23 protein-coding genes, 7 tRNA genes and 1 pseudogene are annotated in these 24,411 nt (G+C 39.6%); 7 read left to right on the forward strand and 24 right to left on the reverse strand.

Going from position 1 to position 24,411, the window contains the following annotated elements:
* Positions 1-74: 74 nt before the first annotated feature.
* From ACTJJQ_RS17175 to ACTJJQ_RS17190, 4 genes are all read right to left on the reverse strand, one after another.
* Positions 75-2,252, reverse strand: a complete 2,178-nt coding sequence (locus ACTJJQ_RS17175; protein WP_144668406.1) for an MMPL family transporter — start codon at positions 2,250-2,252, stop codon at positions 75-77.
* Between the two features lie 149 nt (positions 2,253-2,401).
* Positions 2,402-3,433, reverse strand: coding sequence for an acyltransferase family protein (locus ACTJJQ_RS17180; protein WP_096881057.1), 1,032 nt, complete (start codon positions 3,431-3,433; stop codon positions 2,402-2,404).
* A gap of 140 nt (positions 3,434-3,573) precedes the next feature.
* Positions 3,574-4,770, reverse strand: coding sequence for an MFS transporter (locus ACTJJQ_RS17185; RefSeq protein WP_301232033.1), 1,197 nt, complete (start codon positions 4,768-4,770; stop codon positions 3,574-3,576).
* A gap of 31 nt (positions 4,771-4,801) precedes the next feature.
* On the reverse strand, positions 4,802-5,407 hold the full coding sequence (locus ACTJJQ_RS17190; RefSeq protein ID WP_096881055.1) for a TetR/AcrR family transcriptional regulator: 606 nt from the start codon (positions 5,405-5,407) through the stop codon (positions 4,802-4,804).
* Positions 5,408-5,829: 422 nt separating this feature from the next.
* Between ACTJJQ_RS17190 and ACTJJQ_RS17195 the strand changes: the two genes are divergently transcribed.
* Both ACTJJQ_RS17195 and ACTJJQ_RS17200 read left to right on the forward strand, forming a co-directional pair.
* Positions 5,830-6,282 carry a MarR family winged helix-turn-helix transcriptional regulator gene (locus ACTJJQ_RS17195; protein ID WP_019743356.1) on the forward strand — a complete coding sequence of 151 codons (453 nt, stop codon included), beginning with the start codon at positions 5,830-5,832 and terminating at the stop codon, positions 6,280-6,282.
* Positions 6,283-6,338: 56 nt separating this feature from the next.
* The gene (locus tag ACTJJQ_RS17200; RefSeq protein ID WP_024719178.1) at positions 6,339-7,232 is read left to right on the forward strand and encodes an alpha/beta fold hydrolase; all 894 of its coding nucleotides are present in this window, start codon (positions 6,339-6,341) and stop codon (positions 7,230-7,232) included.
* A gap of 35 nt (positions 7,233-7,267) precedes the next feature.
* Here ACTJJQ_RS17200 and ACTJJQ_RS17205 read toward each other — a convergent pair whose 3' ends face one another.
* The 6 genes from ACTJJQ_RS17205 to ACTJJQ_RS17230 all read right to left on the reverse strand — a co-directional run bounded on the left by ACTJJQ_RS17205 (position 7,268) and on the right by ACTJJQ_RS17230 (position 13,742).
* Positions 7,268-8,416: a type II asparaginase gene (locus tag ACTJJQ_RS17205; RefSeq protein ID WP_024719179.1), complete on the reverse strand. Its 1,149-nt coding sequence runs from the start codon at positions 8,414-8,416 to the stop codon at positions 7,268-7,270.
* Between the two features lie 749 nt (positions 8,417-9,165).
* Positions 9,166-9,927 carry an SDR family NAD(P)-dependent oxidoreductase gene (locus ACTJJQ_RS17210; RefSeq protein ID WP_041507603.1) on the reverse strand — a complete coding sequence of 254 codons (762 nt, stop codon included), beginning with the start codon at positions 9,925-9,927 and terminating at the stop codon, positions 9,166-9,168.
* Positions 9,928-10,038: 111 nt separating this feature from the next.
* Complete coding sequence (locus tag ACTJJQ_RS17215; protein WP_048001239.1) at positions 10,039-10,416, reverse strand: MmcQ/YjbR family DNA-binding protein; 378 nt, start codon at positions 10,414-10,416, stop codon at positions 10,039-10,041.
* A 151-nt stretch (positions 10,417-10,567) separates the two neighbouring features.
* Complete coding sequence (locus tag ACTJJQ_RS17220) at positions 10,568-11,461, reverse strand: alpha/beta hydrolase (protein ID WP_019743361.1); 894 nt, start codon at positions 11,459-11,461, stop codon at positions 10,568-10,570.
* A gap of 190 nt (positions 11,462-11,651) precedes the next feature.
* Entirely contained in the window at positions 11,652-13,091 is a 1,440-nt protein-coding gene (locus tag ACTJJQ_RS17225; protein WP_440600442.1) for a DHA2 family efflux MFS transporter permease subunit, read from the reverse strand.
* Positions 13,092-13,163: 72 nt separating this feature from the next.
* The gene (locus ACTJJQ_RS17230) at positions 13,164-13,742 is read right to left on the reverse strand and encodes a TetR/AcrR family transcriptional regulator (protein ID WP_284724861.1); all 579 of its coding nucleotides are present in this window, start codon (positions 13,740-13,742) and stop codon (positions 13,164-13,166) included.
* A 266-nt stretch (positions 13,743-14,008) separates the two neighbouring features.
* Between ACTJJQ_RS17230 and bglS the strand changes: the two genes are divergently transcribed.
* Entirely contained in the window at positions 14,009-14,740 is a 732-nt protein-coding gene (gene bglS, locus ACTJJQ_RS17235) for a beta-glucanase (RefSeq protein WP_047947368.1), read from the forward strand.
* A 42-nt stretch (positions 14,741-14,782) separates the two neighbouring features.
* Here the strand turns inward: bglS and ACTJJQ_RS17240 are convergent, their stop codons facing one another.
* A complete protein-coding gene (locus tag ACTJJQ_RS17240; RefSeq protein ID WP_440600443.1) occupies positions 14,783-15,184 on the reverse strand; it encodes a MerR family transcriptional regulator in 402 nt (133 codons plus the stop codon).
* Between the two features lie 223 nt (positions 15,185-15,407).
* Between ACTJJQ_RS17240 and ACTJJQ_RS17245 the strand changes: the two genes are divergently transcribed.
* A complete protein-coding gene (locus tag ACTJJQ_RS17245) occupies positions 15,408-16,457 on the forward strand; it encodes an NAD(P)-dependent alcohol dehydrogenase (RefSeq protein ID WP_281201680.1) in 1,050 nt (349 codons plus the stop codon).
* Positions 16,458-16,707: 250 nt separating this feature from the next.
* The gene (locus ACTJJQ_RS17250) at positions 16,708-17,169 is read left to right on the forward strand and encodes a CarD family transcriptional regulator (RefSeq protein ID WP_047947007.1); all 462 of its coding nucleotides are present in this window, start codon (positions 16,708-16,710) and stop codon (positions 17,167-17,169) included.
* Between the two features lie 278 nt (positions 17,170-17,447).
* Here the strand turns inward: ACTJJQ_RS17250 and ACTJJQ_RS17255 are convergent, their stop codons facing one another.
* The 4 genes from ACTJJQ_RS17255 to ACTJJQ_RS17270 all read right to left on the reverse strand — a co-directional run bounded on the left by ACTJJQ_RS17255 (position 17,448) and on the right by ACTJJQ_RS17270 (position 20,057).
* Positions 17,448-17,651, reverse strand: a complete 204-nt coding sequence (locus ACTJJQ_RS17255) for a cold-shock protein (RefSeq protein WP_003214229.1) — start codon at positions 17,649-17,651, stop codon at positions 17,448-17,450.
* 350 nt (positions 17,652-18,001) lie between these two features.
* The gene (locus ACTJJQ_RS17260) at positions 18,002-18,379 is read right to left on the reverse strand and encodes a hypothetical protein (RefSeq protein ID WP_039169855.1); all 378 of its coding nucleotides are present in this window, start codon (positions 18,377-18,379) and stop codon (positions 18,002-18,004) included.
* A gap of 396 nt (positions 18,380-18,775) precedes the next feature.
* Positions 18,776-19,576: an alpha/beta fold hydrolase gene (locus ACTJJQ_RS17265; RefSeq protein WP_338704675.1), complete on the reverse strand. Its 801-nt coding sequence runs from the start codon at positions 19,574-19,576 to the stop codon at positions 18,776-18,778.
* 145 nt (positions 19,577-19,721) lie between these two features.
* Complete coding sequence (locus ACTJJQ_RS17270; RefSeq protein ID WP_034666063.1) at positions 19,722-20,057, reverse strand: winged helix-turn-helix transcriptional regulator; 336 nt, start codon at positions 20,055-20,057, stop codon at positions 19,722-19,724.
* A 178-nt stretch (positions 20,058-20,235) separates the two neighbouring features.
* Between ACTJJQ_RS17270 and ACTJJQ_RS17275 the strand changes: the two genes are divergently transcribed.
* Positions 20,236-20,535 (forward strand): alcohol dehydrogenase catalytic domain-containing protein, encoded by a 300-nt coding sequence (locus ACTJJQ_RS17275; RefSeq protein WP_235655740.1) that lies wholly within the window; start codon positions 20,236-20,238, stop codon positions 20,533-20,535.
* A gap of 277 nt (positions 20,536-20,812) precedes the next feature.
* Here the strand turns inward: ACTJJQ_RS17275 and ACTJJQ_RS17280 are convergent, their stop codons facing one another.
* Positions 20,813-21,154, reverse strand: a complete 342-nt coding sequence (locus ACTJJQ_RS17280; protein WP_109718374.1) for a hypothetical protein — start codon at positions 21,152-21,154, stop codon at positions 20,813-20,815.
* A 237-nt stretch (positions 21,155-21,391) separates the two neighbouring features.
* On the opposite strand from ACTJJQ_RS17280, the pseudogene ACTJJQ_RS17285 reads away from it, so the two are divergent.
* Positions 21,392-21,534, forward strand: a pseudogene (locus ACTJJQ_RS17285) (tyrosine-type recombinase/integrase); the annotation flags it as partial.
* 110 nt (positions 21,535-21,644) lie between these two features.
* Here ACTJJQ_RS17285 and ACTJJQ_RS17290 read toward each other — a convergent pair.
* The 8 genes from ACTJJQ_RS17290 to ACTJJQ_RS17325 form a co-directional block, all read right to left on the reverse strand.
* Positions 21,645-21,728, reverse strand: a tRNA-Leu gene (locus tag ACTJJQ_RS17290).
* Between the two features lie 48 nt (positions 21,729-21,776).
* A tRNA-Leu gene (locus ACTJJQ_RS17295) sits at positions 21,777-21,859 on the reverse strand.
* 7 nt (positions 21,860-21,866) lie between these two features.
* A tRNA-Lys gene (locus ACTJJQ_RS17300) sits at positions 21,867-21,942 on the reverse strand.
* A gap of 31 nt (positions 21,943-21,973) precedes the next feature.
* Positions 21,974-22,048, reverse strand: a tRNA-Gln gene (locus tag ACTJJQ_RS17305).
* 24 nt (positions 22,049-22,072) lie between these two features.
* Positions 22,073-22,144 (reverse strand) — tRNA-Glu (locus ACTJJQ_RS17310).
* 9 nt (positions 22,145-22,153) lie between these two features.
* A tRNA-Ser gene (locus ACTJJQ_RS17315) sits at positions 22,154-22,244 on the reverse strand.
* 4 nt (positions 22,245-22,248) lie between these two features.
* A tRNA-Asn gene (locus tag ACTJJQ_RS17320) sits at positions 22,249-22,323 on the reverse strand.
* Positions 22,324-22,532: 209 nt separating this feature from the next.
* The gene (locus ACTJJQ_RS17325) at positions 22,533-24,380 is read right to left on the reverse strand and encodes a sigma-54-dependent Fis family transcriptional regulator (RefSeq protein ID WP_440600444.1); all 1,848 of its coding nucleotides are present in this window, start codon (positions 24,378-24,380) and stop codon (positions 22,533-22,535) included.
* Positions 24,381-24,411 lie beyond the last annotated feature (31 nt).

A 24,411-nucleotide genomic window follows, 5' to 3' on the forward strand; every position in this document is an offset into this window, starting at 1 on the left:
CTCAAAAAATACCGCCCACCCTTTATCGAGGTAATGGCGGTATCATCAATCATACCATGTAAGACTATCAGTGACTAAATCACCTTCTCTTCTTTCTCATCCTTCTGAGAAATAGACTCACCTTCAATGTCTATACGTGGAAGCCATCTTTCAAACCATTTGGGTAAGTACCAAGCAGCTCGTCCGATCAGCATCATACAAGCTGGGATAAAAGTCATTCTTATGACAAATGCATCAAACAGAACACCGAATGCCAACGTTAACCCCATTGTTTTGATAATCAAGTCATCTGCAAAGATAAAACTAGCAAAGACGAAGATCATGATTAAGCCTGCGGCAGTCACTACTCTTCCACTGTGCTTCAAACCTGATACAACGGACTTTTTCGCATCACCTGATAGAAGGAAATCTTCTCTCATTCGACTGACTAAAAAGACCTCATAATCCATTGCAAGACCAAATAATATTCCTGTTACTAGTACAGGCATAAAGTTTAACAATGGGCCATTTGCTGGTATTCCAAACAATGGCGCAAGGTGTCCATCCTGTAAAACAAAGACAGAAAAACCTAGTGTAGCGGTCAATGTCATAAGGAATCCTAAAACCGCTTTTAATGGAACAAGGAAGGATCTAAACACAAGAATCATCAAAATCAAAGCAAATCCAATAATGACTCCTGCAAATTTCGGTAACGCTTCACTGAGTCTATCTGAAATATCTATATTAACTGCCGTAGAACCAGTAACAAGTAATTTCGTATCATACTTTGCAGCAGTCTGACTAGATTCATTTCGTATATCTTTGACTAATTGCTTTGTCGCCTTATCTTCTGGACCGCTTTTCGGTAAGATGGTCAGCATGGCGTACTTACCCGATGGATTAGGAACAGGCGGTGCCATTTGTTTGATGCCATCCATCTTCTCTAATACTTTTGTTGTTTTCTCAATAGATTTCATTGCGTTATTTGCATGGGAGGCATCAATGATAACAACCAGTGGCCCATTAAACCCTTTACCAAACCCTTCTGCTAACAGGTCATAGCCCTTACGTTCAGTTGTTTCCTTCCCCTTCATGCCGTTATCAGGAAGACCCAACTCCATATGAAGTGCTGGCCAACTGAGTAGACCAGTCAATACAATGACACCTAGGATGATCTTACCTGGATACTTCTTGATAAACCTTCCCCAAGCTGTGGCTTCTTCTTTTTGTTGAGATTGTAATTTAGAGAACCATTTATTCTTTCTTGAAGGGCTTACTTTATCACCAAGAATCCCTAGTATGGCAGGAACAATTGTGAGAGACACAAGCATAACTGATAGTACCATGAATGCAGCTACAAGACCCATAACGCCTAAAAATGGTATACCGACTAATACAAGTCCGCATAGTGCAATTACGACGGTAACACCTGCAAACAATACAGCGCTGCCTGCTGTAGCAACAGCTCTAGCAGCTGCTTCTTTCAATTCGTAACCCTCTGCTAATAACTGTCGATAACGAGAAATGATAAATAATGCATAATCAATTCCTACTGCAAGTCCAATCATCACAGCTAATGTAAGACTAAATGCAGACATCTCAACAAAATTTGAGGTAATTAATATGACCATCACACCGATTATTAACCCAATGACAGCCGTCAAGATCGGTAGTCCTGCAATCAATAGTGAAGCGAAGGTAAAGGCTAAAATAAAGAATGCCATGACAATACCTATGACTTCCGAAATCCCGCCTACCTCAATTTCTGAGAATGTGACGGAGCCGCCTAATTCTGTTTGGATGCCAGCCTTTCTTGAAATCTTAATACTATCTAATACTTTCTCTTTTGAGGATGTTTTTACCTCATCCGCCTTTACCCGGTATGTAATATCCGCATACCCTATTTTCTTATCCTTACTAATAGCAAATGTCTGATATAAATCCGTCACTTGCTTGACTGCTTTATCCTTTTTGACTTCTTTGATCGTTTCGTTCAATTTGTTTCTTACTTTTTTTGTTTCTAATGTTTCACCCTTAGGTGCTTTAAAGATCAGACGAATCGTCCCGCCATCATCACCTGCTGGGAACTTTTTCTCCAAGAGATCCATTGCCTTTTCTGACTTTGTTCCTGGAATCGACATATCGCCATTAAATGAAACTCCTGTCCCTATTGTTGCCGCCACAACAGCTACTAAAACAAGTAACCAACCGATAATCATCCGTTTCGGCTTAGAAAATGCACTTTTTCCTAAATGATATAAAAATTTTGCCATTCACTTACTCCTTTTTCTTCAACTTCGTGAACTTGATCTCTTTATTCTAAGCAATGAGATGGTCGATTGAAATTGTACTTTCGGGCAAGAAGCATTGTACTTTTAGGCAACAAAAAAAGGGCATCTTCTTAAGATCCCCTTTAAAACGTTTATGAAGCGACTGTTTTTCGCCTCGTTCTGTTGATTTTACCGACAAACATATAGCCATATTTATAATGATTTGCTATCCGTGACAATAGGATAGGTCCAGCAATTGCAAGTGCTGATGTTATGATTGTCCCTACAAAGAATGGATAATCTTTTAATTGTCCCCATAGTAACACAGAGATACCTAGAAAATACCCGTGAAGCAAATAGATGGTGAATGAATATTGACTAATGACAGCTACGAAAGGTGGAACGCTTTTCACTTTAGAAAACAAGAGAAAACATAAGAAGACAATACTGACTGTATAAAGAACAACGTCTGGCCTCTTAGAAGAAGACTCGAAAAAGCCTACATATGAATTGCTTAAAAGGGTCGCTGCTGAAATCAAAACAAGTCCATACACGGCATACTTAAAACGATGAAGTCTTGTGATAAACTGCTGATAATTCGCTCCACAATAATAGGCTAAACAAAAATAGAACAACCACCCTGGAAATGGAATCCATTCTAAGCCGAACATTGGATTAGGTAATTGAGGTTGTGGGATTTTGACGAGGTTCATGACACTTAAATAACCAACTGTGATGATAAAGGAGATCGGCAATACCCATTTGGCTGAGGTACGCTTAGCCATTTTGTGAAAAAACATGTGCAAAAAGTAAAATTGAAAAATAATCAGAACAAAATAACCAATATAATTCCCCAATAAGACATTTGCTGAAGCTCTTTTAAAAAAGTCAGCTGCCCCTCCATTTAACGATGCCGAATGCAAAAAACCATCGACAATCCCAATAAAAGCAAATGGGAAAAAGATGGCTTTCACCCTCTTCCACATAAATCCTTTAGGGGTACCATTCGGATAAGCATGAGCCAATAAAAACTCAGAAATGAAAATAAAACTCGGGGTACTGAACATGAGTAGTGCTACAAGAATAGATGATGAATGAGAGCTAGATAAAATGGCTATTGCATGAATGAGCACAACACTCAAACACGAGATACACCGAATATAAAAAATCTCTTTAATTTGCATTGAAAATCCTCCTCCTGCATTTTGGTAAAACATGTATTAGATTAACATGTATAATACCTTTTCAACAGGGACCTTGTGATTATTTTTCAATCATCTATCCAAAAGGAACAAAAAAAAGAGCCCTAGTTAGAGCCCTTTATCTAATCAGATTCAACCGTCACCTTCCCCTTCCAAATAAGGGTTAAGCCCAATCCAAGAAATAAGACAACACCTGCAAACAGGAATGGGAAATGAATATTTTGATCGAATAAAATGCCACCAAGTGCCGGGCCAAAGATCGTACCAAGACTTGTGTAGGTAGAGTTCATCCCTGCGACAAATCCTTGCTGATTGCCAGCGATTTTTGATAAGAAGGTCGTGAGTGCAGGGCGCAATAAATCGAACGCAAGGAAAATCACACACGTCACGATCAGCACAACCATAAAGCCTGACACGACTGTGGAAACAAAAGCGAGAACTGCTCCAACAATCAAGCATAGTTGAATAACTCGTTTCTCCCCAAGCGCATTCACCATTTTACCAAACACGAGGACTTGGATGATGACGGCTACAATTGAACTGACGGTAATGATAATCGCAATATCCTTCGGGCCAAATCCAAACTTGTGATTTGTAAACAAGCTAAAGACCGTTTCATATGCAGATAGTCCAAACGCCAGCACAAAGACAATGATGAAGGCGATGAGATAACTTGGATGAATCGATTTTTTCAAGTCTTTAAAGAAGGTCGATTCTTTCACTTGATCCATTTGTTTCTCTCGCTCTTCTTTTGTTAATGGTTCCTTCAGCATAAACATAGACGAAATCACAGCAATAAATGCAATCCCTGCTGCAAAGAAAAACGGCAGGCGAACACCATATTCTGCAATAAATCCGCCAATTCCCGGGCCGATGATAAATCCGGTACTAATAGCAGCGGATACATACCCCATTGCCTTTGATCTTTCTTGAACGGTTGTGATATCAGCGACATAGGCAGTGACAGCCGGCATGATAAATGCCGCACTAATACCGCCTAGAAGCCTTGCAAAATACAGAACATACACATGTGTCCCAAGGCCAAAAACGAGTTCTGATAACGCGAATAGAAACAGCCCAGACACAATCATGATCTTTCTTCCGTATCGGTCTACCCATCTTCCCGCAATAGGTGATGCGATAAGCTGTGCAACAGCAAACGCCGCCACAAGATATCCCATCGTACTGCCCGTTAAATGCATGACATTCATAAAGAGCGGCATGACAGGTATAATCAGACCAATGCCTAAAAACGCAATAAATATATTACTTAATAAAATAACAAGTACCGCTTTTTGCTCACGAATCGGTTTTTGCATGATGTTTGTTTCCCCTTTACTGACTCACTTGTTACTCATAATGGTTGATTCCGTGAATAAACAATGAGATCGCCTCTTTTTGTAATTCCTTTTTCTGCTGCATCGTGTCATTTTTATATAACACGTCTAATCCATAGAATACGGAAAGTAATATTTTCACTTTTGATTCAACATGCTGAATCGACCAGCTGCCATCTTCGTTTCCTTCAAGCAGGATGTCTCTCATCACATCATCAAAGTCCACATCAATTTTGTTCAGACGCTCCATGACTTCATCTGATGTAAATGCACTGGCACAGAATTCTTCACTTGCTCTCATTAAAGGATAGTTAATCCCCATTTGACTAAGCAGCTCTGCAAACCCTGCGAGCTTATCAATGGCCCGGTGCAGCGTTTGTTTCTCTTCATGCCACGTCTCCATCATGAATCGATGATCCTCTTCCATAATATGAAGGAACAAAAACTCTTTTCCTTTAAAATGATGATAAAGGTTGCCTTTACTAATCTCAGCCGCCTCTAGAATATCTCGCACGGATGTTTCAGAATATCCTTTTTTCGCAAATAAATCACGTGAAGCGGTGACAATCTTCTGCTTCGTCTTTTCACTTTTTCCAGCCCCGCTTTGTGTACTTGTCATCTATGAACAATCCCTTCTACCTTGCTTTTCTTCACATGGACAAATAAAACCGACCAGTTGGTTTATTTTTTTATTATAAATGGAGATCGCCCATAATACAATGAAAAAGTCATTGACTTCCAAAGGAGTGAATCTAAGTGAAAACAAAACGATCATTTATGCCATCACCAAAAAGGACGTATACTTGTTTTTCTTTTATGATCTATTCATTGCCACCTTAGCCTACTACATGTTCAAAATCAAACCAACTATGTTTTATGAATGCTTAGGGATAACAGGAAGTATTCTTTGTCCATTGTTGATGAGAAAGTGGAGGTAGAGGTCATTTTCTCATCACATCTATCCCTCTTTTATTTAATTTTTCTTAACATTTAACTTCACTTAAATATTAAGATCGCATATAATATAGGAGAAAAGAGGTGATGTCATTGGATGAGGATATCATTCATTACAGTAAAAAAATCATTGAGTACTCAAACGCACTAGGCTCTATCTATGTAGAAGAGTATCAACGATTCTTAAAAAATGAGTATGCAGATTTAACAAGCAAACAAGAACTGACACTTGAATTGCTGCGGTCGAAGACGAGAACAATCAATGAACTAGCTGATTATTTCTCCATTTCATCTAGTGCCGCTAGCCAGCTCATATCAAAGCTTGAACAGCTTGGATATGTGAAAAGAGAGATTAATCCACATAACCGTAGAGAAATCATTGTTGATTTTGCTCAAAAGGGCCATGACTATCATAAAGATATTGAAAAAATTCAGCTACATCTTATTCAAAAATACTATGCCAAGCTTTCAAAAGAAGATCTAAAAACATTATTATCGCTTTACGAAAAAATCTATCAAATTGCGAAAGAAACGCCTTAACCCGGCCTTTCATGCATGAATATGTAAGCTAGATAAACGATGAAGGGGATGATCATATGGACAGGATTCATTTGCAAGATGGACGTCATATTGGTTTGTCTCAATACGGTGATCTTGAAGGATTCCCAGTATTCTTTTTTCATGGGACACCTGGATCGAGAGTGATGTTTTTAGATGATGATCCAATCTCAAAAGAGCTTGGCATTCGTCTCATTTCTTTAGACAGACCTGGTTTTGGTTTATCTGATCCGCAACCTGACCGTACCATTTTAGACTGGGCAAAAGACGTACAGGAAGTGGCTGATCATCTTGACATCTCCCAGTTTTCAGTGATTGGTGTCTCTGGAGGCGGGGCATTCGCTGCTGGTTGTGCCTATCAATTGCCAGATCGCATTCTTTCGGCTGCTCTCGTCTCAAGTACCACTCCATTTCAGGATGGTAAACCGCCTAAAAGTATGCTAAAAGAGAACAAGATTGCCTTTTTCCTCAGTAAAAGAATGCCTTGGCTCTTAAAGGCAAGTTATCGCGCTCAGAAAAAACTAATTGAAAAGAAACCAGAGAAATTCAAGAAACTAACGAAAAAAGGGAACAAACATTTACATCCATCGGATCGGCAATTTCTTCAAACCGATGAGCAACTGGAGCTGATGATGATGCATTTATACGAAGCTACTCGTCAATCGGTTGATGAATGTATTCATGAACCAGATTTACTCTCACGGTCATGGGCATTCGATATGAAAGATATACAAATCCCTGTGGATGTCTGGCATGGAAAAGAGGATCAGATGGCCCCTTTTGCAGAGATAGAAAGCATTGCTCCGAACATTCCAAACGCCAAAACGCACTATATCGAGCAAGCAGGACATTTTCTTACTGATATAGATGATGTTTGGAGAGACATTTTACTCTCTTTAAAAAAACGGGCTGAACATCAGGTACACATATAAAAAAAGACCCAATGATACGTCGGGTCTTTTTCTTTTTAATACTGCTCGTAATAGGATTGAATTTTATCTGGATCTTTTGTTTTCGTCAGAGCCAGCATGAGTAGAATGCGGGCTTTTTGTGGATTTAATGAATCCGATGAGACAAAATGATGTTCATCATCCATTTTTTCATGTGTGACAATGCCATTTCCTGCACGGCTTGACCTCACGATCACCACGTCTTTCTTCACTGCATCTGTTGCCCCATTGATCGCTTCTGTTGACATCGTTCCATTTCCTGCGGCGGCAACGACAATGCCTTTCGCTCCTGCTTTAACCGCAGCATCATACACATACTTTTGATCATTTTGATAGCCGTATAAGATATCCACTTGCGGCAGCTCTTTTAGCTTTGAAATATCGAATTCACTGTCAGCTGTATGTTTTCTTGTCGGTTCGTTATAGAAAGAGACAACTTCACCCGCCACTTCTCCAATGTACCCTTGCTCAAGAGACTTGAACGAATCGGTTGTGGTGGTATTTGTCTTCGTAATAAAACGAGCAGAGGCAATTCGGTCATTTAATGTCACCATTACACCTTTGCCTTTGGCTTCTTTTGTCGAAGCAATTTTCACTGCATGATACAGGTTAAGCGGGCCATCCGCACTAATGGCAGATGCTGGCCTCATGGAACCCACGACCACCACTGGCTTATCACTTTTTACAACCAAATGTAAAAAATAGGCCGTTTCTTCTAAAGTATCTGTACCATGTGTCACCACAATGCCATCCACTTGATCATCATTTAAAAGCTGATTGACTCGTTTCGCTAATTTTAAAAGAAGAGCGTTATCCACATTTTCACTGCCGACGTTCGCTACTTGCTCACCCGTGACATTTGCAATATCTTTCAGCTGTGGTACGGAAGCAATGACTTTATCGATTCCAAGTGCACCAGATTTATATCCAGTCGTATCTGTATTACTATCTGAACTACCGGCAATCGTTCCGCCTGTTGCCAACACCTTAATATTGGATAAAGATTTGTTCCCTGTCTCAACAGCCGTGTTTTTTTCTTTTGTTTCACTGGTAGTGCTTTCTTGATTACTTTGATTATTCTCTTGAGTGCTATCGTTCGCACAAGCTGCGGTCACCAATAGTGAAACAGAAAGAAGGGTAGCACCAAACCATTTTGTTACGTTCATAAGATCATCTCTTTTCTTAAATGTGATGAATAATTATCTGTCTATAGGGTTTACTTTATACCATTCCTTCATTCATCAGCATGAGGTGAAAGTCACAGAACCAAATAAAGGAAAAAGGACACTATTATCAAAATTTATTTATACCATAATACCTAAATTGACTTCAGAAATTGTTCTCAACCCATTTATGATAAAATATAGGAAATCTTACAAAAAAGGAGTACATACAGTGCGTTCCGTTCAACCATTTTACAAAATCCTACTCACACTATTCTTCAGTTCCATTTTACTCAGCTTGTTCGTATGTTTGTATCCACCGATTCAGGGCGATCCTGCATTTATGATGTTTTACACTCCCATCTTTTTTGTTTATTATTTCATCTTTGCGGTACCTTTACAGTTGTTGTTCTCTTTACAGCCCAAGGCTTTTCATCCTCTTTATTTAGCGGCTTACTTACTGATAGCAATGATTGTCATGCTTTTTGTTATGGATGGAATTGAGAGCTCCACATCCCTTCCGATCATAATTGTCAGCAGTCTCATCTACTGGACCTGCGATTCTTTCATTCATCAAAGAAGTATAAAAAAAACACCTAATGTGTAGGTGTTTTTATCTATTCTAGTATGTGTTGACAGTGCTCCACATTATCCAAGACATCTTTCGGCTCGGTGACCTGCTGATGTGATCATGGGTTTTGAATGATGAATAAGAGTCACTAAGAGAATCTATCCTCAGTGATTGGAACTTTTTATTTCATGCTTGTGCCAGCGTGTGAAAAAATGGGGTCCTTCAATTCAAAATCAAATGTCTTCCCATCAACGATACCAACTGTTTTTGAACTGTCGTAAAGCTCAAGCAAGCACGCTGCCATTTCTTTTGATGTGTGATATTTCTTGATAGTGCCTTCATATTCGAATTGATCGACATCTAATGAACGCTTTGCAAATTCCGATTCTGTCGCAGCAGGCGCTAATACTTTTGCCTGTAATTTGGCTCCTTTTTCTTTCAATTCTAGGGCCAGCCCTTCTGTAAAGGCGCTCACATAAAATTTCGTGGCTGAATAAGTGACAGCATTGCCGACGACGGTATAACCCGCTCTTGAAGAGATATTGATTAGCTGCGTCCCCTCTTTTTGCTCATAATCACGGACAAACAGAGTGGATAAAATTGTTAACGCTTCAATATTGAGATGAAGCATGTCCCCAATTTTTTTCACATCCTGCTCTCCTATTGAACCAAAATGGCCAAACCCAGCATTATTAATGAACGTATCCAGCTCATCACCAGCTAATGACTCATAGAAAGAATACACTTGCTCTCTGTCTGTTAAATCAACAGACTGGACTTTCACTTGAATATCGGGATATGTTTCTAGAATCTTTTCTTTCAGTTCTTGGAGTTTATCAAGCCTACGTGCAGCTAAGATCAGATTTTTTCCTCTTGCTGCAAAGGCCAAAGCCGTTTCATATCCAATACCTGAACTTGCCCCTGTAATGACTGTATAGCCCATTGTATATCCCCCTATTCGTATCTTCTAGCTGTTTAAAGTATAGCGAGAGCATGTGACTCTAGTCAATTTTGAAGAGATTCAAAGAGACATGAACAACTGAACGTTTAGCATTTAATCGGTTTCTTTTGAATTATGTTGGAGGATAGCCTGCTGAGCTTTTTTTGTTAATTTGTGAAAAACCAGTTGATAGGAATGTTCAATTAGCTCTTCGACAAATGAAGATGGAATATCTGCATCAAGATAAATAGAATTCCAATGCGTCTTATTCATGTAATAGCCGGGAATAATTCCTTCATGCATTTCTCTTAATTCTTCAGCGCGTTGCGGATCACATTTTAAAGTGATGACTGGCTTGCGATCGACGTCTCCCCCCATCATGGCGAACATCTTTCCACCTATATGATAACGATCTGCCTGCCACTCAGGTTGATAGTCGTGGGTTGCTCCTTGTAAAGAAAGACAAAATGCCTGTAGTGTCTCTTTTTTCATTCTATTAGCTCCTTTTTTAGTTGTCTTCTATCTTTCTATTATATCGACAGTTGTGATTGTTGTATCTACACTTCTTTTCAGGACGTCAGCAAGAACACAAAAAAAGCACAGAAAAAAAGGTCTGTGCTTTTTACTTATATCCGAATATTTCTTATTCAAACGCCTTCTTAAGCTGATCGCTCATCAGATGCCAAGCCTCTTCAGCTATCTCTAAATCTCCGGCATGAGTGAACGCATGAGGGACTCCTTTAAATTGTTTGTATGTGACATCTACCCCTGCTTCTTTTAACTTGTCCGCATAATGCTCAGCTTCTTCAGCTAGTGAATCCTTCTCAGCTGTGATAACAAGAGCTGGGGGCATTTGTGCTAAGACTTCTCTCTCTGCAAAGACTGGAGAAACGAGCGGATTGTGCGGATCTTGACCTTGCAGGTAGAAGGCATTAAACAGTCTCGCCATTTCAACTGGAATTGCTTCTTCAAACGCTGGCTTTTGTGCTGGATCAGTAGCCAAATCAAGCGGTGGATAGTCAAGCACTTGATAGACAATCGGAAGTTTGTTCCCTTTTTGGATATCAAGCAAACAAACCGCTGTTGCCAAGTTCCCACCTGCACTATGACCGCCAATGGCTAATCGATTTGGGTCTATTTGTAGTTCATCAGGATGTTCATATAACCATTTCATCACATCGTAGCATTCATGAAGAGCGGCCGGAAAAGGGTGTTCCGGTGCCAGCTGATATTCCACATTGACGACGATACACTCCGCACGATCTGCTATGACCGGACACCAATGATTATCCATTTCAGCACTTCCAAGTATAAAACCGCCCCCATGCAAATTGACGAAAACAGGTAGGGGTTGTTTCAATGTTTTCACAGGTTTAAATACCCACACCTTTGTTTCACCAGCACCCGTTGGGATATCATATTCCATTTTGTTCACTTCAGGAGGGTGGACTGGCTTAAGTTCTGATTGACCAGCTAATGAATCTTCAGCTGGTTGACGTAATGACTCAGCCATTTTGATTTGTTCGTCTAAGTTCATGATCTCATCTCCTATCTTATTCTTTTATCTCTATCCATTCGTTACGAATTTCGCCTTTTCCTTCAATGTCGTCAGAGAGTCGTTACTTTTTATCTATCTCCCCATTTTCAGCTCCTTTGAAACAAACATTCACCCCTATGAGTAAATAAAAAAAGCACTGCGGCGCTAAGTCCTCAGTGCTTTTCATATATTATGATACTTGTTGTTCTACTTTCACTCGTTTAATAAAGAAAGCAATCACCAAACCAATCACTGTCATAATGACAGCAAAGATAAAGGCATGCTGGACGCCATTTGTAAAGGCGAGCAGCTGATTGACTGGATTTGCGGGATCAGCCACATTTTCCATAAAACTGCGCGCTCCTGATGAAAGGATCGAGATACCAACCGCAGTCCCAATCGCTCCTGACACTTGCTGCAATGTATTCATAATCGCTGTACCGTGCGGATATAGCTCTGGCGGCAGCTGATTCAATCCATTTGTTTGGGCAGGCATCATGATCATCGCAATTCCTATCATTAACGTAATATGAAGCGTCACGATATAACCGATGGACGTATTCACACTTAAGTTCGTGAAGCCAAACATGGTCGCTGCAACGATGACAAGGCCTGGGATGACAAGCCACTTCGGCCCAAATTTATCAAAAAGCCCACCCATGATTGGCGATAGCAGTCCATTGATAATTCCACCTGGTAATAGCATTAAACCTGCTGTAAATGTAGAAAGTGCCAAGGACGTTTGCAGATATAATGGCAAAATCATCATAGCAGACAGCATCACCATCATACACACTAAAATCAGAAGTAACCCGATCACAAACATTGGATATTTAAATGGGCTTAAATTCAACATCGGTTCTTTCATGTTTAACTGTCTTAGGGCGAACACAAGAATGCCAATGACACCTACAACAATCGCCACAATCACATGCATACTGCTCCAGCCACCGCCTTCACCGGCACTGCTAAAACCATACACAATTCCACCGAAACCGATGGTTGATAGCACAATCGATAAAATGTCGATTTTCGGTCTTGTGGGTTCCGTAATATTTTGCATAAAAATATACCCAAATACGAGTGCAGCAACTAATAACGGAAGCGAAATCCAAAAAATCCAATGCCATGTTAACGATTTAAGAATAAGACCAGAGACCGTTGGACCAACTGCTGGGGCAAACATAATGACAAGACCGATAATCCCCATTGATCTACCTCTTTTATGAGGCGGAATGATGACCAAAATCGTGTTAAACATCAATGGAAGGAGCAAGGCTGTTCCTACTGCCTGCACCACACGTGCCACCATTAAAATACTGAAGACTGGTGCAACGGCCGCAATAAATGTACCGATGATCGAAAAGACCAGTGAGGTTATGAAAAGCTGTCTTGTTGTAAACCATTGAAGAATGAGGCCAGAAATTGGAACAAGAATCCCTAGTGTTAATAAATAGCCGGTTGTAAGCCACTGAGCAGTCGTTGCTTCAATACCAAAGTCTAATGTTAAACTTCTCAGCGCCATGTTGAGTGCCGTTTCACTAAACAGTCCAATAAATCCAGCTGTGATAAATGAAATAATAATGGGCAGCGTTCGAATGTCGGAAGCTTCTGTTTGCTGTTTGTTCATATTAAGTTGGCTCCTTTTCTTTTTCAATATTGAGCAATCTTAGGAAGTCAGGCTAGTCAGAAATGAGCCACTTCATTGTCGTTGAAAAACAGATAAAATTTGTTTTTCCGCAGCGAATTGTGCAATTTTTTCGATTGAGTAGCCGGATTCATGAATATAAAACATGAGTTCAGGCGTCATTGGAGAGGAGATACATAATGTCGTCAACTCAATGTCTTGTATGTTCGCTTCTCCTTTTACTTTCGCTTCCTCGAGCAAATCACGAATGATTTGTTTAAGTGATTGACTGTAATGACAATCATATACTTTACTTGTCTGCTCTAAGTTCCCAGAGATTGTGAGCATGCGAATCCAATCTAAATGATGACCGACGATGAGATGAATTTCTTCAAGAACATATCGTAAACGCTCACGAACCGGCTGATCACTGATTTTACTTAAGTAAAGATGCAACGCAGGGATCAGTTGTTCAAATTTTTCTCCAAGGATCGAAAGGCATAAATCACTTTTATTGGCATATCGGCGGTAAAGAGTACCCTGTCCAACACCAGCTGTTTTAGCAATTTTATGCATACTGACATTCTCTACACCAAACTCTTGAAACAAAGAAAAAGCGACCTCTTCAATTTCCTTTCCAATATCCTTTTCCATGATGCTTCACCTTCTTTACCTTCATCCACCTTGCATATATCTCTATGTGTAAATCAAATTTCTTTCATTTTCATTAGGACAATTGTACCGGTATTATCTTACGGACAACTGTCCGCTTTGTCAATCATTATTTTTTACCTATCAATTTTCTTTTCATTCTATTAAAAAAACACACTGTTTATCATTATTTAGACCGATTTTCCATTTTGAGAGAATCATGTATGATCAAAAAGAAAACGCTTTCAAAAAGAGAGGGGAATGCCTACATGTCTTACCGTGTAAAACGAATGTTGATGCTGCTTGTCACTGGATTATTCTTAAGTTTGTCCACATTTGCTGCAAGTGCCTCGGCACAAACGGGCGGGTCGTTTTATGAACCGTTCAACAACTATAATACCGGGTTATGGCAAAAAGCCGATGGGTACTCGAACGGAAATATGTTTAACTGTACGTGGCGCGCAAACAATGTCTCCATGACGTCGTTAGGGGAAATGCGATTATCGCTCACAAGTCCCTCCTATAATAAGTTTGACTGCGGAGAAAACCGCTCCGTTCAAACGTACGGCTATGGGCTATATGAAGTAAACATGAAACCAGCCAAAAATGTTGGGATCGTGTCTTCGTTCTTTACTTATACGGGACCGACTGATGGTACGCCTTGGGATGAAATCGACATCGAATTTCTAGGAAAAGATACGACAAAGGTTCAGTTTAACTATTATACCAATGGTGTCGGAAATCATGAAAAAATCGTCAACCTTGGTTTTGATGCAGCAAACTCTTATCACACATATGCGTTCGACTGGCAGCCTAACTCGATTAAATGGTATGTGGACGGTCAATTAAAACATACGGCTACTACTCAAATCCCTCAAACACCGGGAAAGATTATGATGAACTTATGGAATGGTGCAGGTGTCGATGAATGGCTCGGCTCCTACAACGGTGTTACTCCACTTTACGCTCATTACAATTGGGTGCGTTACACAAAAAGATAACCACATCACAAAACCTGTGACAAGTCACAGGTTTTTCTTCATTTAAATAGAGCTCGTTTTTAATTGATGAACTAGTTTTTGTTCATAACTGTGGATAATATCTTCATAACTTTCGATCTTGTAATCTAACCGTTTAATCGTTTCTTCGATTTCCTTTTGTTTGTCTACAAGTCTTTCTCTCTCATTGACCAAAATACTCTTCCTTGAGGACAATGTACGATCCTCTCCCTCGATAAATAAAGCCGTATATTCTCTAAGAGCATCAATTGACAGACCCGCATTTCTCATACATTTAATAAATTCTATCCACTGAATATCTTCTGCTGTATAATCACGAACACCATTTTCATCACGCCTGATCGGTCTAATTAAACCTATATTCTCATAATACCTGAGCGTAGCAGTAGATAAATCGAGTTGCTTGGCGGCTTGTGCTATTTTCATTGTTTTCACCCTTCTCTTCTTTCTCTTACTTGACGATCTCCCTTTTCCCATCATCTCCATTTTTATCGAGAAGACAAGATACTTTTGGCTCAAATCTTGATTCAAGGCTGATGCTAAAGCCTGAATTGAGGCGATCAGAGGATTCTATGTTGACTTAAAGTTCACTTTAAGACGTACAGTATAGAGGAAGGACCGAATCTTACTTTTGAAAGGATGATCAAGAATGTGTCAGACGCACCAATCAAACGTTTTAAGTGTTTCCCATGCAAAAGCAAACTTTGAACGGACAACCATTGAACGAAGAGCACTTCGTCCACATGATATTTTAATTGATATTCAGTTTAGCGGGATCTGTCATTCAGATATCCACAGTGCCTTTGATGAATGGGGCGGCGGTATTTTCCCAATGGTTCCGGGTCATGAGATTACTGGAGTTGTTTCAGCTGTTGGGGATGCTGTCACGAAATTCAACATTGGTGATCGTGTAGGCGTCGGTTGTTTTGTCGATTCTTGCGGTACATGTGAATATTGCCAAAATGGAGATGAACAATATTGCAAGAAAGGAGTCGTTCAAACTTATAATAACCTGGATTATGATGGAGAACCAACTTACGGCGGCTACAGTCAGAAAATTGTTGTGACAGAACGATTTGTTGTCAATATTCCTGACCAGCTTTCCCTCGATGTCGCCAGCCCTCTTCTCTGTGCCGGCATCACAACGTATTCCCCGTTAAAACACTGGAAGGCTGGACCTGGCAAAAAAGTGGCGATTGTCGGAATGGGCGGTCTAGGTCATGTCGCCATTCAATTTGCACGCGCACTTGGCGCAGAAGTGACTGTATTAAGCCGCTCTTTGAATAAAAAAGAAGAGGCGCTGTCATTTGGTGCAAAAGACTATTTTGCTACAAGTGACCCTGATACGTTTCAGACACTAGCCGGTCAATATGATCTCATTCTCAATACCGTCTCTGCCAATATCAACGTGGATGCCTATTTGTCCTTACTTCGTGTTGACGGAACATTAGTGAACGTCGGTGCACCACCAAAGCCAGACAACTTCCATGTGTTTTCATTAATTACGGGACGTCGCAGCATCGCCGGCTCACTCGTTGGCGGCATCCAAGAAACACAAGAAATGCTCGATTTCGCAGCTGCTCACAATATCGCACCACAGATTGAAGTGATCAACGCAAAACAAGTCGATGAAGCATATGAACGTGTGCTCAATAGTGATGTGCGTTATCGGTTTGTGATTGATATTTCGACATTATGATCGAATTCTATTTGGAAAGACCAGCTCAATGGCTGGTCTTTTTTTAATGGTGGATATTCTGTTTTTCTTGTAGCAAGGATTCTTGAGGATATGATCAAAAACCATCCGAAATTCACATGAAAAAATCTCTCTTTTTCAGAACAAAATTTATTGACAAAAAATAAATAAACATGTTATTATTAAAAATTTGATTATTTTACCTCTAAGTGTGGTACCCTTAAAGTAGATACATGATATGGAGGCGGATGATATGTTTCAAATTGGTGATAACATTGTTTATCCAATGCACGGAGCAGGTATAATTGAAGCCATAGAAGAAAAAGAATTCTCTGATGAAAAACAGCAGTATTATGTCATTAAGATGGCCGTTAGCCATATGAAAGTGATGATTCCTACAAGGAAGATGTCAAGGTCAAGAATAAGACCTGTTACAGATATACTTGCCTTAAAGAACATTATGCACACTTTTCAAAATGGAACATCAGATAAGTTACTACCATGGAAAGAGAGATATAAAATCAACACCGACAAAATCAAAACGGGCGACATACTAGAAGGCGCTGAAGTGGTACGTGATCTCATGCGAATGAAGAAAGAAAAAAAACTGAATGCAAGCGAAAAGAAAATGCTCGACGATGCTTATGGTTATTTGATTAGTGAGCTAGAAGTCATCAAAGGAATCACTGAAAAACAAATCAAGAGTTTCTGCTAATATTGTCTACCTGCTTCCCCATTTTTTGAATACATTTTCTCTACGAACAAATCCCTCTATCTTCGACCAGTAAAGAAAAAAGAATTTATTTAGGCAAATTCCGCATATTGTAAATCCAATATGCTATACTGTTGATAAACCTTTGAAGCATGAATTTTTTTACGATTACCTTGTAACATCTCCCTACTTGTACGCTGAGTAGGGTTTTTTATTGCAGAAATAAATGAAAACACAAAAAAACAGGCTCTCTACAGAGAACCTGTTTTAAAAAATGAAGATTAAGCAGTTTTTTGAACGTTAGCAGCTTGAGCTCCACGAGAACCTTGCTCTACGTCAAAAGTTACTTTTTGACCTTCGTCTAAAGATTTGAATCCGTCACCTTGGATAGCTGAGAAATGTACGAATACATCGTCTCCTTCTTCACGTTCGATAAATCCAAAACCTTTTTCTGCGTTAAACCATTTTACTGTACCTTGTTCCATGTTTGTTGCCTCCTAGTGCGTTACCACACAATGTATTATACTATCCTTGCCCAAAGTATCCTCAAGACGAAAAGTCTTTCTTCATGCTATCCTTTACGCCGAACAAAAATAATTATTCTTATTGTAACATGAATCGGAAATAATTGCAATTTAGGATTTAAAAGAGTAAAATCAACGATCATATTCAATTTTGTTCTTCTCTGACTTTAAGATATTTTTGGGCGTTCAATCATGAAAGGAATAAATAAGTTCATAACGCAAACCTTTTTTTCAGACATCTGTCAGTTTTATTTAAAAGTAAAGAATAAGAAACATTACTTTACTCTTAGAAAATTGATGTCATTTTTATTTTAGTTAAGGTTAGCATCTCTATTCCTATCAATTCTTAAAGTAACTATAAGACTAGCTACGCTGGCTAAAGTTCCTGCAACAGAAACAACAATTGTTAAAAAATCTGGAATAAGAAATCCTATCGGAATGAGCCCAAGAAAAGATAGAACAATAAAACATTGATATACACTAGATATAGTTCTCACAATCAAGTGACTGAAAAAGGACATCACTAACGGAGGAATGAATAAACATAACATTATTCCAATTGATATTATTAAGATGTGAGGCTGATCAAATGAAATGACATGATCCCCAGGGGAATTTTTGGCTGCCACTAGCAAAACAACTATAGACATCATGAGAGTAAGTAAAACTAGAGAAAACCTTTTTATCATGTTATAACTCCTTTGGTTGATCTTATGCGACTTAATTTATTTTTATCAAATTATCTCATTATCACCTTTATTTAACAATATAAAAGGTGATTAGAAAACCATCCCATCATGACTAACAACTATTCTCTAGAGGATAGTCATTAAGATTTCACAGCTAAGTTAATTTGAAGTGGAGTCGTTTGTTCAAAGAGAAACTGATATTAAAATCGACTGGGCACGTTTCCACCCTGCATACAATCGATGTATCTTGTGATCTCTTTCTAATAAAAGAGCACATAAAAAAATACCAAAGGTACACTACCCTCGGTATTTTTTAGAGGTGATCGAGAGGACTTAAACCTCCATGGGTTATTCACCCCTGACTCCGATTTGCACAAATTTTGCACAAGATCTAATCTATTTCTTCACATTTTCCGACTCAAGTCTGTTTAACCAGTTATGGACTAATGAATGAAACACATCGGGTTGTTCAATCTGCAGGTTGTGACCAGCCATATCAAGCACTGCAAAAGTGGCCCTTGGATAGTCTTCGATCAGCCGCCACGCATCTTGATATCCGACTACATCGTCTTGACGCCCTGTGATCATGAGCGTGGGATATTGAAATTCAGCTGAAATGTCGAAGGTATAGCCATACCCATTTTGAAGGATGTTATTGATGAATTCATGATTTGTTTGTTTAGAAGGAAGGTAAATTTCATCGCGAAACCTCTCCCATTCCGTTTTTCCTTGCACAACCGCCATGGAGCAAAATGCATCCGCCTCCTCTGAAGACAAATGCGATATCAAGTGGCTGTCACTTTTTAGAACTGTCTTCTCTGGTACGACTCTTTCATCGAATGTAGGTATCGTCATTGGTGCCACAAGTAGTAATCCACGAACGGTTTCCCGGCGTGAATGAACAATACCCCTAGCTATGTACCCTCCATACGAATAACCACAAACAATGAACTGTTCATCAGGGATCATCTCGTCCAAAAGACGCAATACCGCTTCTAACATATCATCTGAGTTCTGAATAGATGGATGCGGCTTGGAACGTCCCATCCCCGGTAAGTCTATGTATATTCTTTTCCAACCGCTTTGTTTTTCAAATACCGGTTCCAATGCATGTAACATCACTTGATGGTCAAGTGTCCAACCATGCAATATCACGATCGGAAATCCCTCTCCAATGACTTTATGATAAATTGACATGTATTTGCATCCCCTTTTCTAGCGCTTCCCTAGTAATCTCAAGATTTTTTGTTGTTTTTCTTCATCATAGCTTAAAGTGAATAAAATCTTTGTTAGGAAGCTATGCTATGATTCCCCAACGAACTTCTCACGCAGATGGATTTTATTATGACTTTGATTTTTCTAATTGGTTTTCACCCCATAAAAGAAGTTGTTCGAATATAGGGATCAGCTCTAGTCCTGCCCCAGTCAATGAATATTCTACTCTTGATGGAACTTCATTATACTGAACTCGTTGAACAATTCCGTTTTCAATCAGGTCCTTTAATGATTGATTGAGCATTGTTCCTGTAATTCCATACACTTTACGCTTTAACTCATTATATCGAATCTCCTTGTAACTACATAGTACAGCTAAGATTTTTAAATTCCATTTTCCTGCTAATATATTTAATGCATAACTCGCTGGAGCTATCGCTTTATTCAGCTCACTTTCAGTCATATTTTATCCACCCCTTAGTCAGTTTTTCCTTCCTTAAGCAGTTTATATTGCGTACTTGTTAAATCAATTCCATTTATTATAATCAAATATGTAAACCGTGTCATCCATGTAATAGAGAGCTAAATTGATTATAAAAATCCTTCAAGTTAATACTTTTTCAAGGAGATGGAGTGAGTAAATGAAAAATGAGAAGATGCGCGCTGCACAATACACTAATTATGGATCACCGAATGTTCTTTTTGAAGATTTTATATCAAGACCAGTTATAGAACCTGGAGAAGTACTCATTCGTGTACATGGGTCGAGTGTAAACTCTATGGATACACTGTTTCGATCAGGTAAGTTAAAACTATTAACGGGTAATCAATTCCCTAAAGGGACTGGAGCAGATTTTTCTGGAGAGGTTGTTGAAGTAGGGTCGAACGTAAAAAGTTATCAATTAGGTGATAATGTGTGGGGGGTCTCCCTATTAATTTAAGGAACCAAATTGGTAGTGCTGCTGAATATGTAGCTATATCACCTGAGAAAATATCTAAAACTCCTATAAAGATTGATCTCATACAAGCCGCGGCATTGCCTGGCGTAGGTGCTACTGCAATTATTGCCTTAAAATATAAAGCGAACCTTAGAAAAGGAGAAAAGTTACTTGTACGTGGTGCAAGTGGAGGAGTCGGAAGCATTGAGATCAACTTCTAAAAATCTATGTAATTAAAGAAGGTTAAAAGGAGTTGAATAAACACTCCTTCTAAACAAAATTATGAACTGTGTACCGTAATCTTATAAATGAGACGCTTATCGTTTTTATCATAGGCATAAACCAATGCTACGCCAGTTTTAAAATGAGAAGATACAACTCCACTAGAATTAATGCTAATAATATCGTTGCCATGGATGATTTCCCATCTTGAGAAGCCGTTTAGCAATGTAATATTTCGATTCGTTCGCATGTGGTAATCCATAGCGAGTTTATTAGCAGGTTGTACATTATACTGTACATTTGTAGGTTCTTGGGCAGATGCTTGGTTTGTTAAAGTTGGAAAAGCTAATGAAGAGATAGATAATACTGAAACAATTAAACCCTTGTTAAGTTTATTCATAATAATTCCCCCTAAAATTTGGTTTTTGATCAAAATATATTATAACATGAATATATTTTGTATAATAGGTTATTTTTACTAAAAAATATCAAGGCTTTTCAACTTATAAACTTGTTAGAAAATATCATGCGTGCGTATTTTTCCTATGAAAAATCTTTCGGTAAGCATGATGAAAAATAAACTACCACACTAAAAAACTTGTACTGATTAACGGAACATTAAAAGCGAAGTTTTGAAATATTAATTGATCAAGGAAAAGAATATCATACAATCAAAGAAGACTAGGACACGCATCTATTCGGACAACAATAGATGTATATGGTCACTTATTTCCTAACAAACAAAAGGCTATGGCTGAAAAATTGGACGACATTATATAAAAATATCGATCTCAAACAAAAAAGTCCACTTACTCAAGGTGAGTGGACTGATTTATTTTAAAGTTTTATAAAACAAAAAACCAAAGGTCTACAACCTTTGGTTTCTTAGATGCGGCCGAGAGGACTTGAACCTCCACGGGTTATTCACCCACTAGGCCCTCAACCTAGCGCGTCTGCCATTCCGCCACGACCGCGTGTATGATGTGCTCATATATTCATAAGTGCACTGTTTGAAAAAACAATGCGGGTGAAGGGACTTGAACCCCCACGTCATAAAGACACTAGATCCTAAGTCTAGCGCGTCTGCCAATTCCGCCACACCCGCRTGAMAATGGTGAGCCATGAAGGACTCGAACCTTCGACCCTCTGATTAAAAGTCAGATGCTCTACCAACTGAGCTAATGGCTCATCTGCTATGCAGAAAAACATATATAAAAAATGGCTGGGCTAGCTGGATTCGAACCAACGCATGACGGAGTCAAAGTCCGTTGCCTTACCGCTTGGCTATAGCCCAACGAATCAACATAAAAAGAAAACATGACCCGTACGGGATTCGAACCCGTGTTACCGCCGTGAAAGGGCGGTGTCTTAACCGCTTGACCAACGGGCCATATGATAATGGCGGAGAAGGAGGGATTTGAACCCTCGCGCCGCTTACGCGACCTACACCCTTAGCAGGGGCGCCTCTTCAGCCACTTGAGTACTTCTCCATTATGGCTCCGCAGGTAGGACTCGAACCTACGACCGATCGGTTAACAGCCGATAGCTCTACCACTGAGCTACTGCGGAATAATAAGACATGTTTCATTATATCTATGCCAGAAAAATGTGTCAAGAATTTTTAAACGTTTCATTCCTGCTTCATTTGCGACGGCTTTTATAATTTAACATATACTAATATAACAGTCAAGCCTTTTTCCATGCCATTTGTTTAACTTGACAGAAAGCCCCCGACCTCCACGTAGACCAAGGGCCTTGATGCAGCCTTCCTCATAAGATTAAGACAGATGAAACTTTCGCATCCACTTATAAAAAGTACTTCTTGGCACTCCTGCTAACCTCGCTGCTTCTGACACATGACCTTTTGTTTTATGCAGTGCGTCTATCACTGTTTGCTTTTGAATGCGTTCCCTGAATGTGAGTTCTTTTGAAGTCTCGGGTTGCTCCGCTGGATGCAGCTTCTGTTTTTTCTGATCAATCGTCTCTAATACTGAAGCATATTGCGATTCACCAATCCATCCGCCTTTCGGAAAGAGGACCCTTAGATGTTCAAACAGGTTAAAAAGCTCTCTTATGTTTCCTGGCCAATGATACGCCTGTAATTTCTGAAAAAATAATTCAGGAAACGCTGCATTCCAGTGATGCTTCTTTTGGTAATAACGATATAAATCATGAATGTCTTCTTTTCTTTCTCTAAGCGGCGGGATATTGATCGGATAGACATGAAGACGGTAATACAAGTCTTCTCGTATTTTTCCTTCCTTCAGCAGTTCGTTCATATTACGGTGAGTCGCTGTAATGATTCGAATATCCAAAGGGATTTCGTGTGTCCCGCCGAGCGGTACGACTGCCCTTTCTTCTATCACCCTAAGAAGCGCTACTTGCATCGCATATGGGATTTCTCCTATTTCATCTAGAAAGAGTGTTCCTTTATGGGCTTGTTCAAATTTCCCTTTAGCTCCGTGACGTTTTGCTCCTGTAAAAGCACCTTCAGCATAGCCAAACAGCTCACTTTCTAACAGGCTTTCAGGAATGGCTCCGCAATTAACAGCAATAAACGGCCCTTTATGCCTTTCACTGGCGGAGTGAATGGCTCTAGCGGCGAGTTCCTTCCCTGTCCCTGTTTCTCCCCAAATATACACATGAGCATCTGTTTGTGCCGCTCTCTTCATCTCACTAAGCGTCTGTTGAAATACCTTACTTGTTCCTGATTCCCCAGGAAATTGAGCAAAAGAAACGGTCATGCTGCTTTTCGCTGCTTCTTCAAGAGAAAGGGATATGCCTAGCACCTTCCCATCTTGCTCTGATTGAATGATCTGCTTTCCCCGGATAACAAATGAATGATCCTTAAGCCGATCAACATCCATTCCATGCCAGTCTGAAAATCGATCTCTAATCGACCTGCTGGCAGACACAATTTGCTTTTTTTCATTACAGACCACATACGGTTCATCTGCTTCCACCTGCTGGAGACAATGAGTGATCAGTTCCATCTCTCTCCTTTTTTGCTCGACTTGAATTTCTCTCTCTATGGCATAAGCAACTGTTGAAGCCATTCCAAGCATAAAAGGGTGCTTGTTATCCGTCATACAGGAGATATCAATCACCCCTATGATCGTACCGTCCGCATCGCGAATTGGAGCAGCTGAACAACTCCAATGATGAGAGGCGATAGAAAAATGCTCCGTTCCGTTGATCGTCACCGCTTCTCCGATGACGAGTGCCGTTCCGATCGCATTTGTCCCTACATCTGTTTCAGTCCAGCGTGAACCCTCCATAAAATTAATTCTTCTGGCTTCCACCATCGTTCTTTCGCTTCCTGTCAGACTTAGCACATAACCATCTGCATCGATGAGTAAGGCCAGCATATCAGAATCTTTTAATTGCTGATTGATTTTATTTAAGTAAGGAAGAGCCGCATTTAGGAATAATGAATATTTCTTTTTTTGGGCACTGAATCGTTCCTTTTCTAACAACGACTGTCCTTTATCTAAATACGGATTCACATTTGCCTGTTTACACCTGTGCCATGATTCTGCCACTCTCTTATTCAGACGAGACTGATCAAGCAAACCTTCACGAACAAAACGTTTCCACGTATTTAAATAACAAGGCGTCGGATTCATTCCATCCTCTCCTCTGGGGGCTTTTTATTCA

It is taken from the genome of Bacillus sp. 22483 (genome assembly GCF_052044605.1).
Taxonomy (GTDB): domain Bacteria; phylum Bacillota; class Bacilli; order Bacillales; family Bacillaceae; genus Bacillus; species Bacillus altitudinis.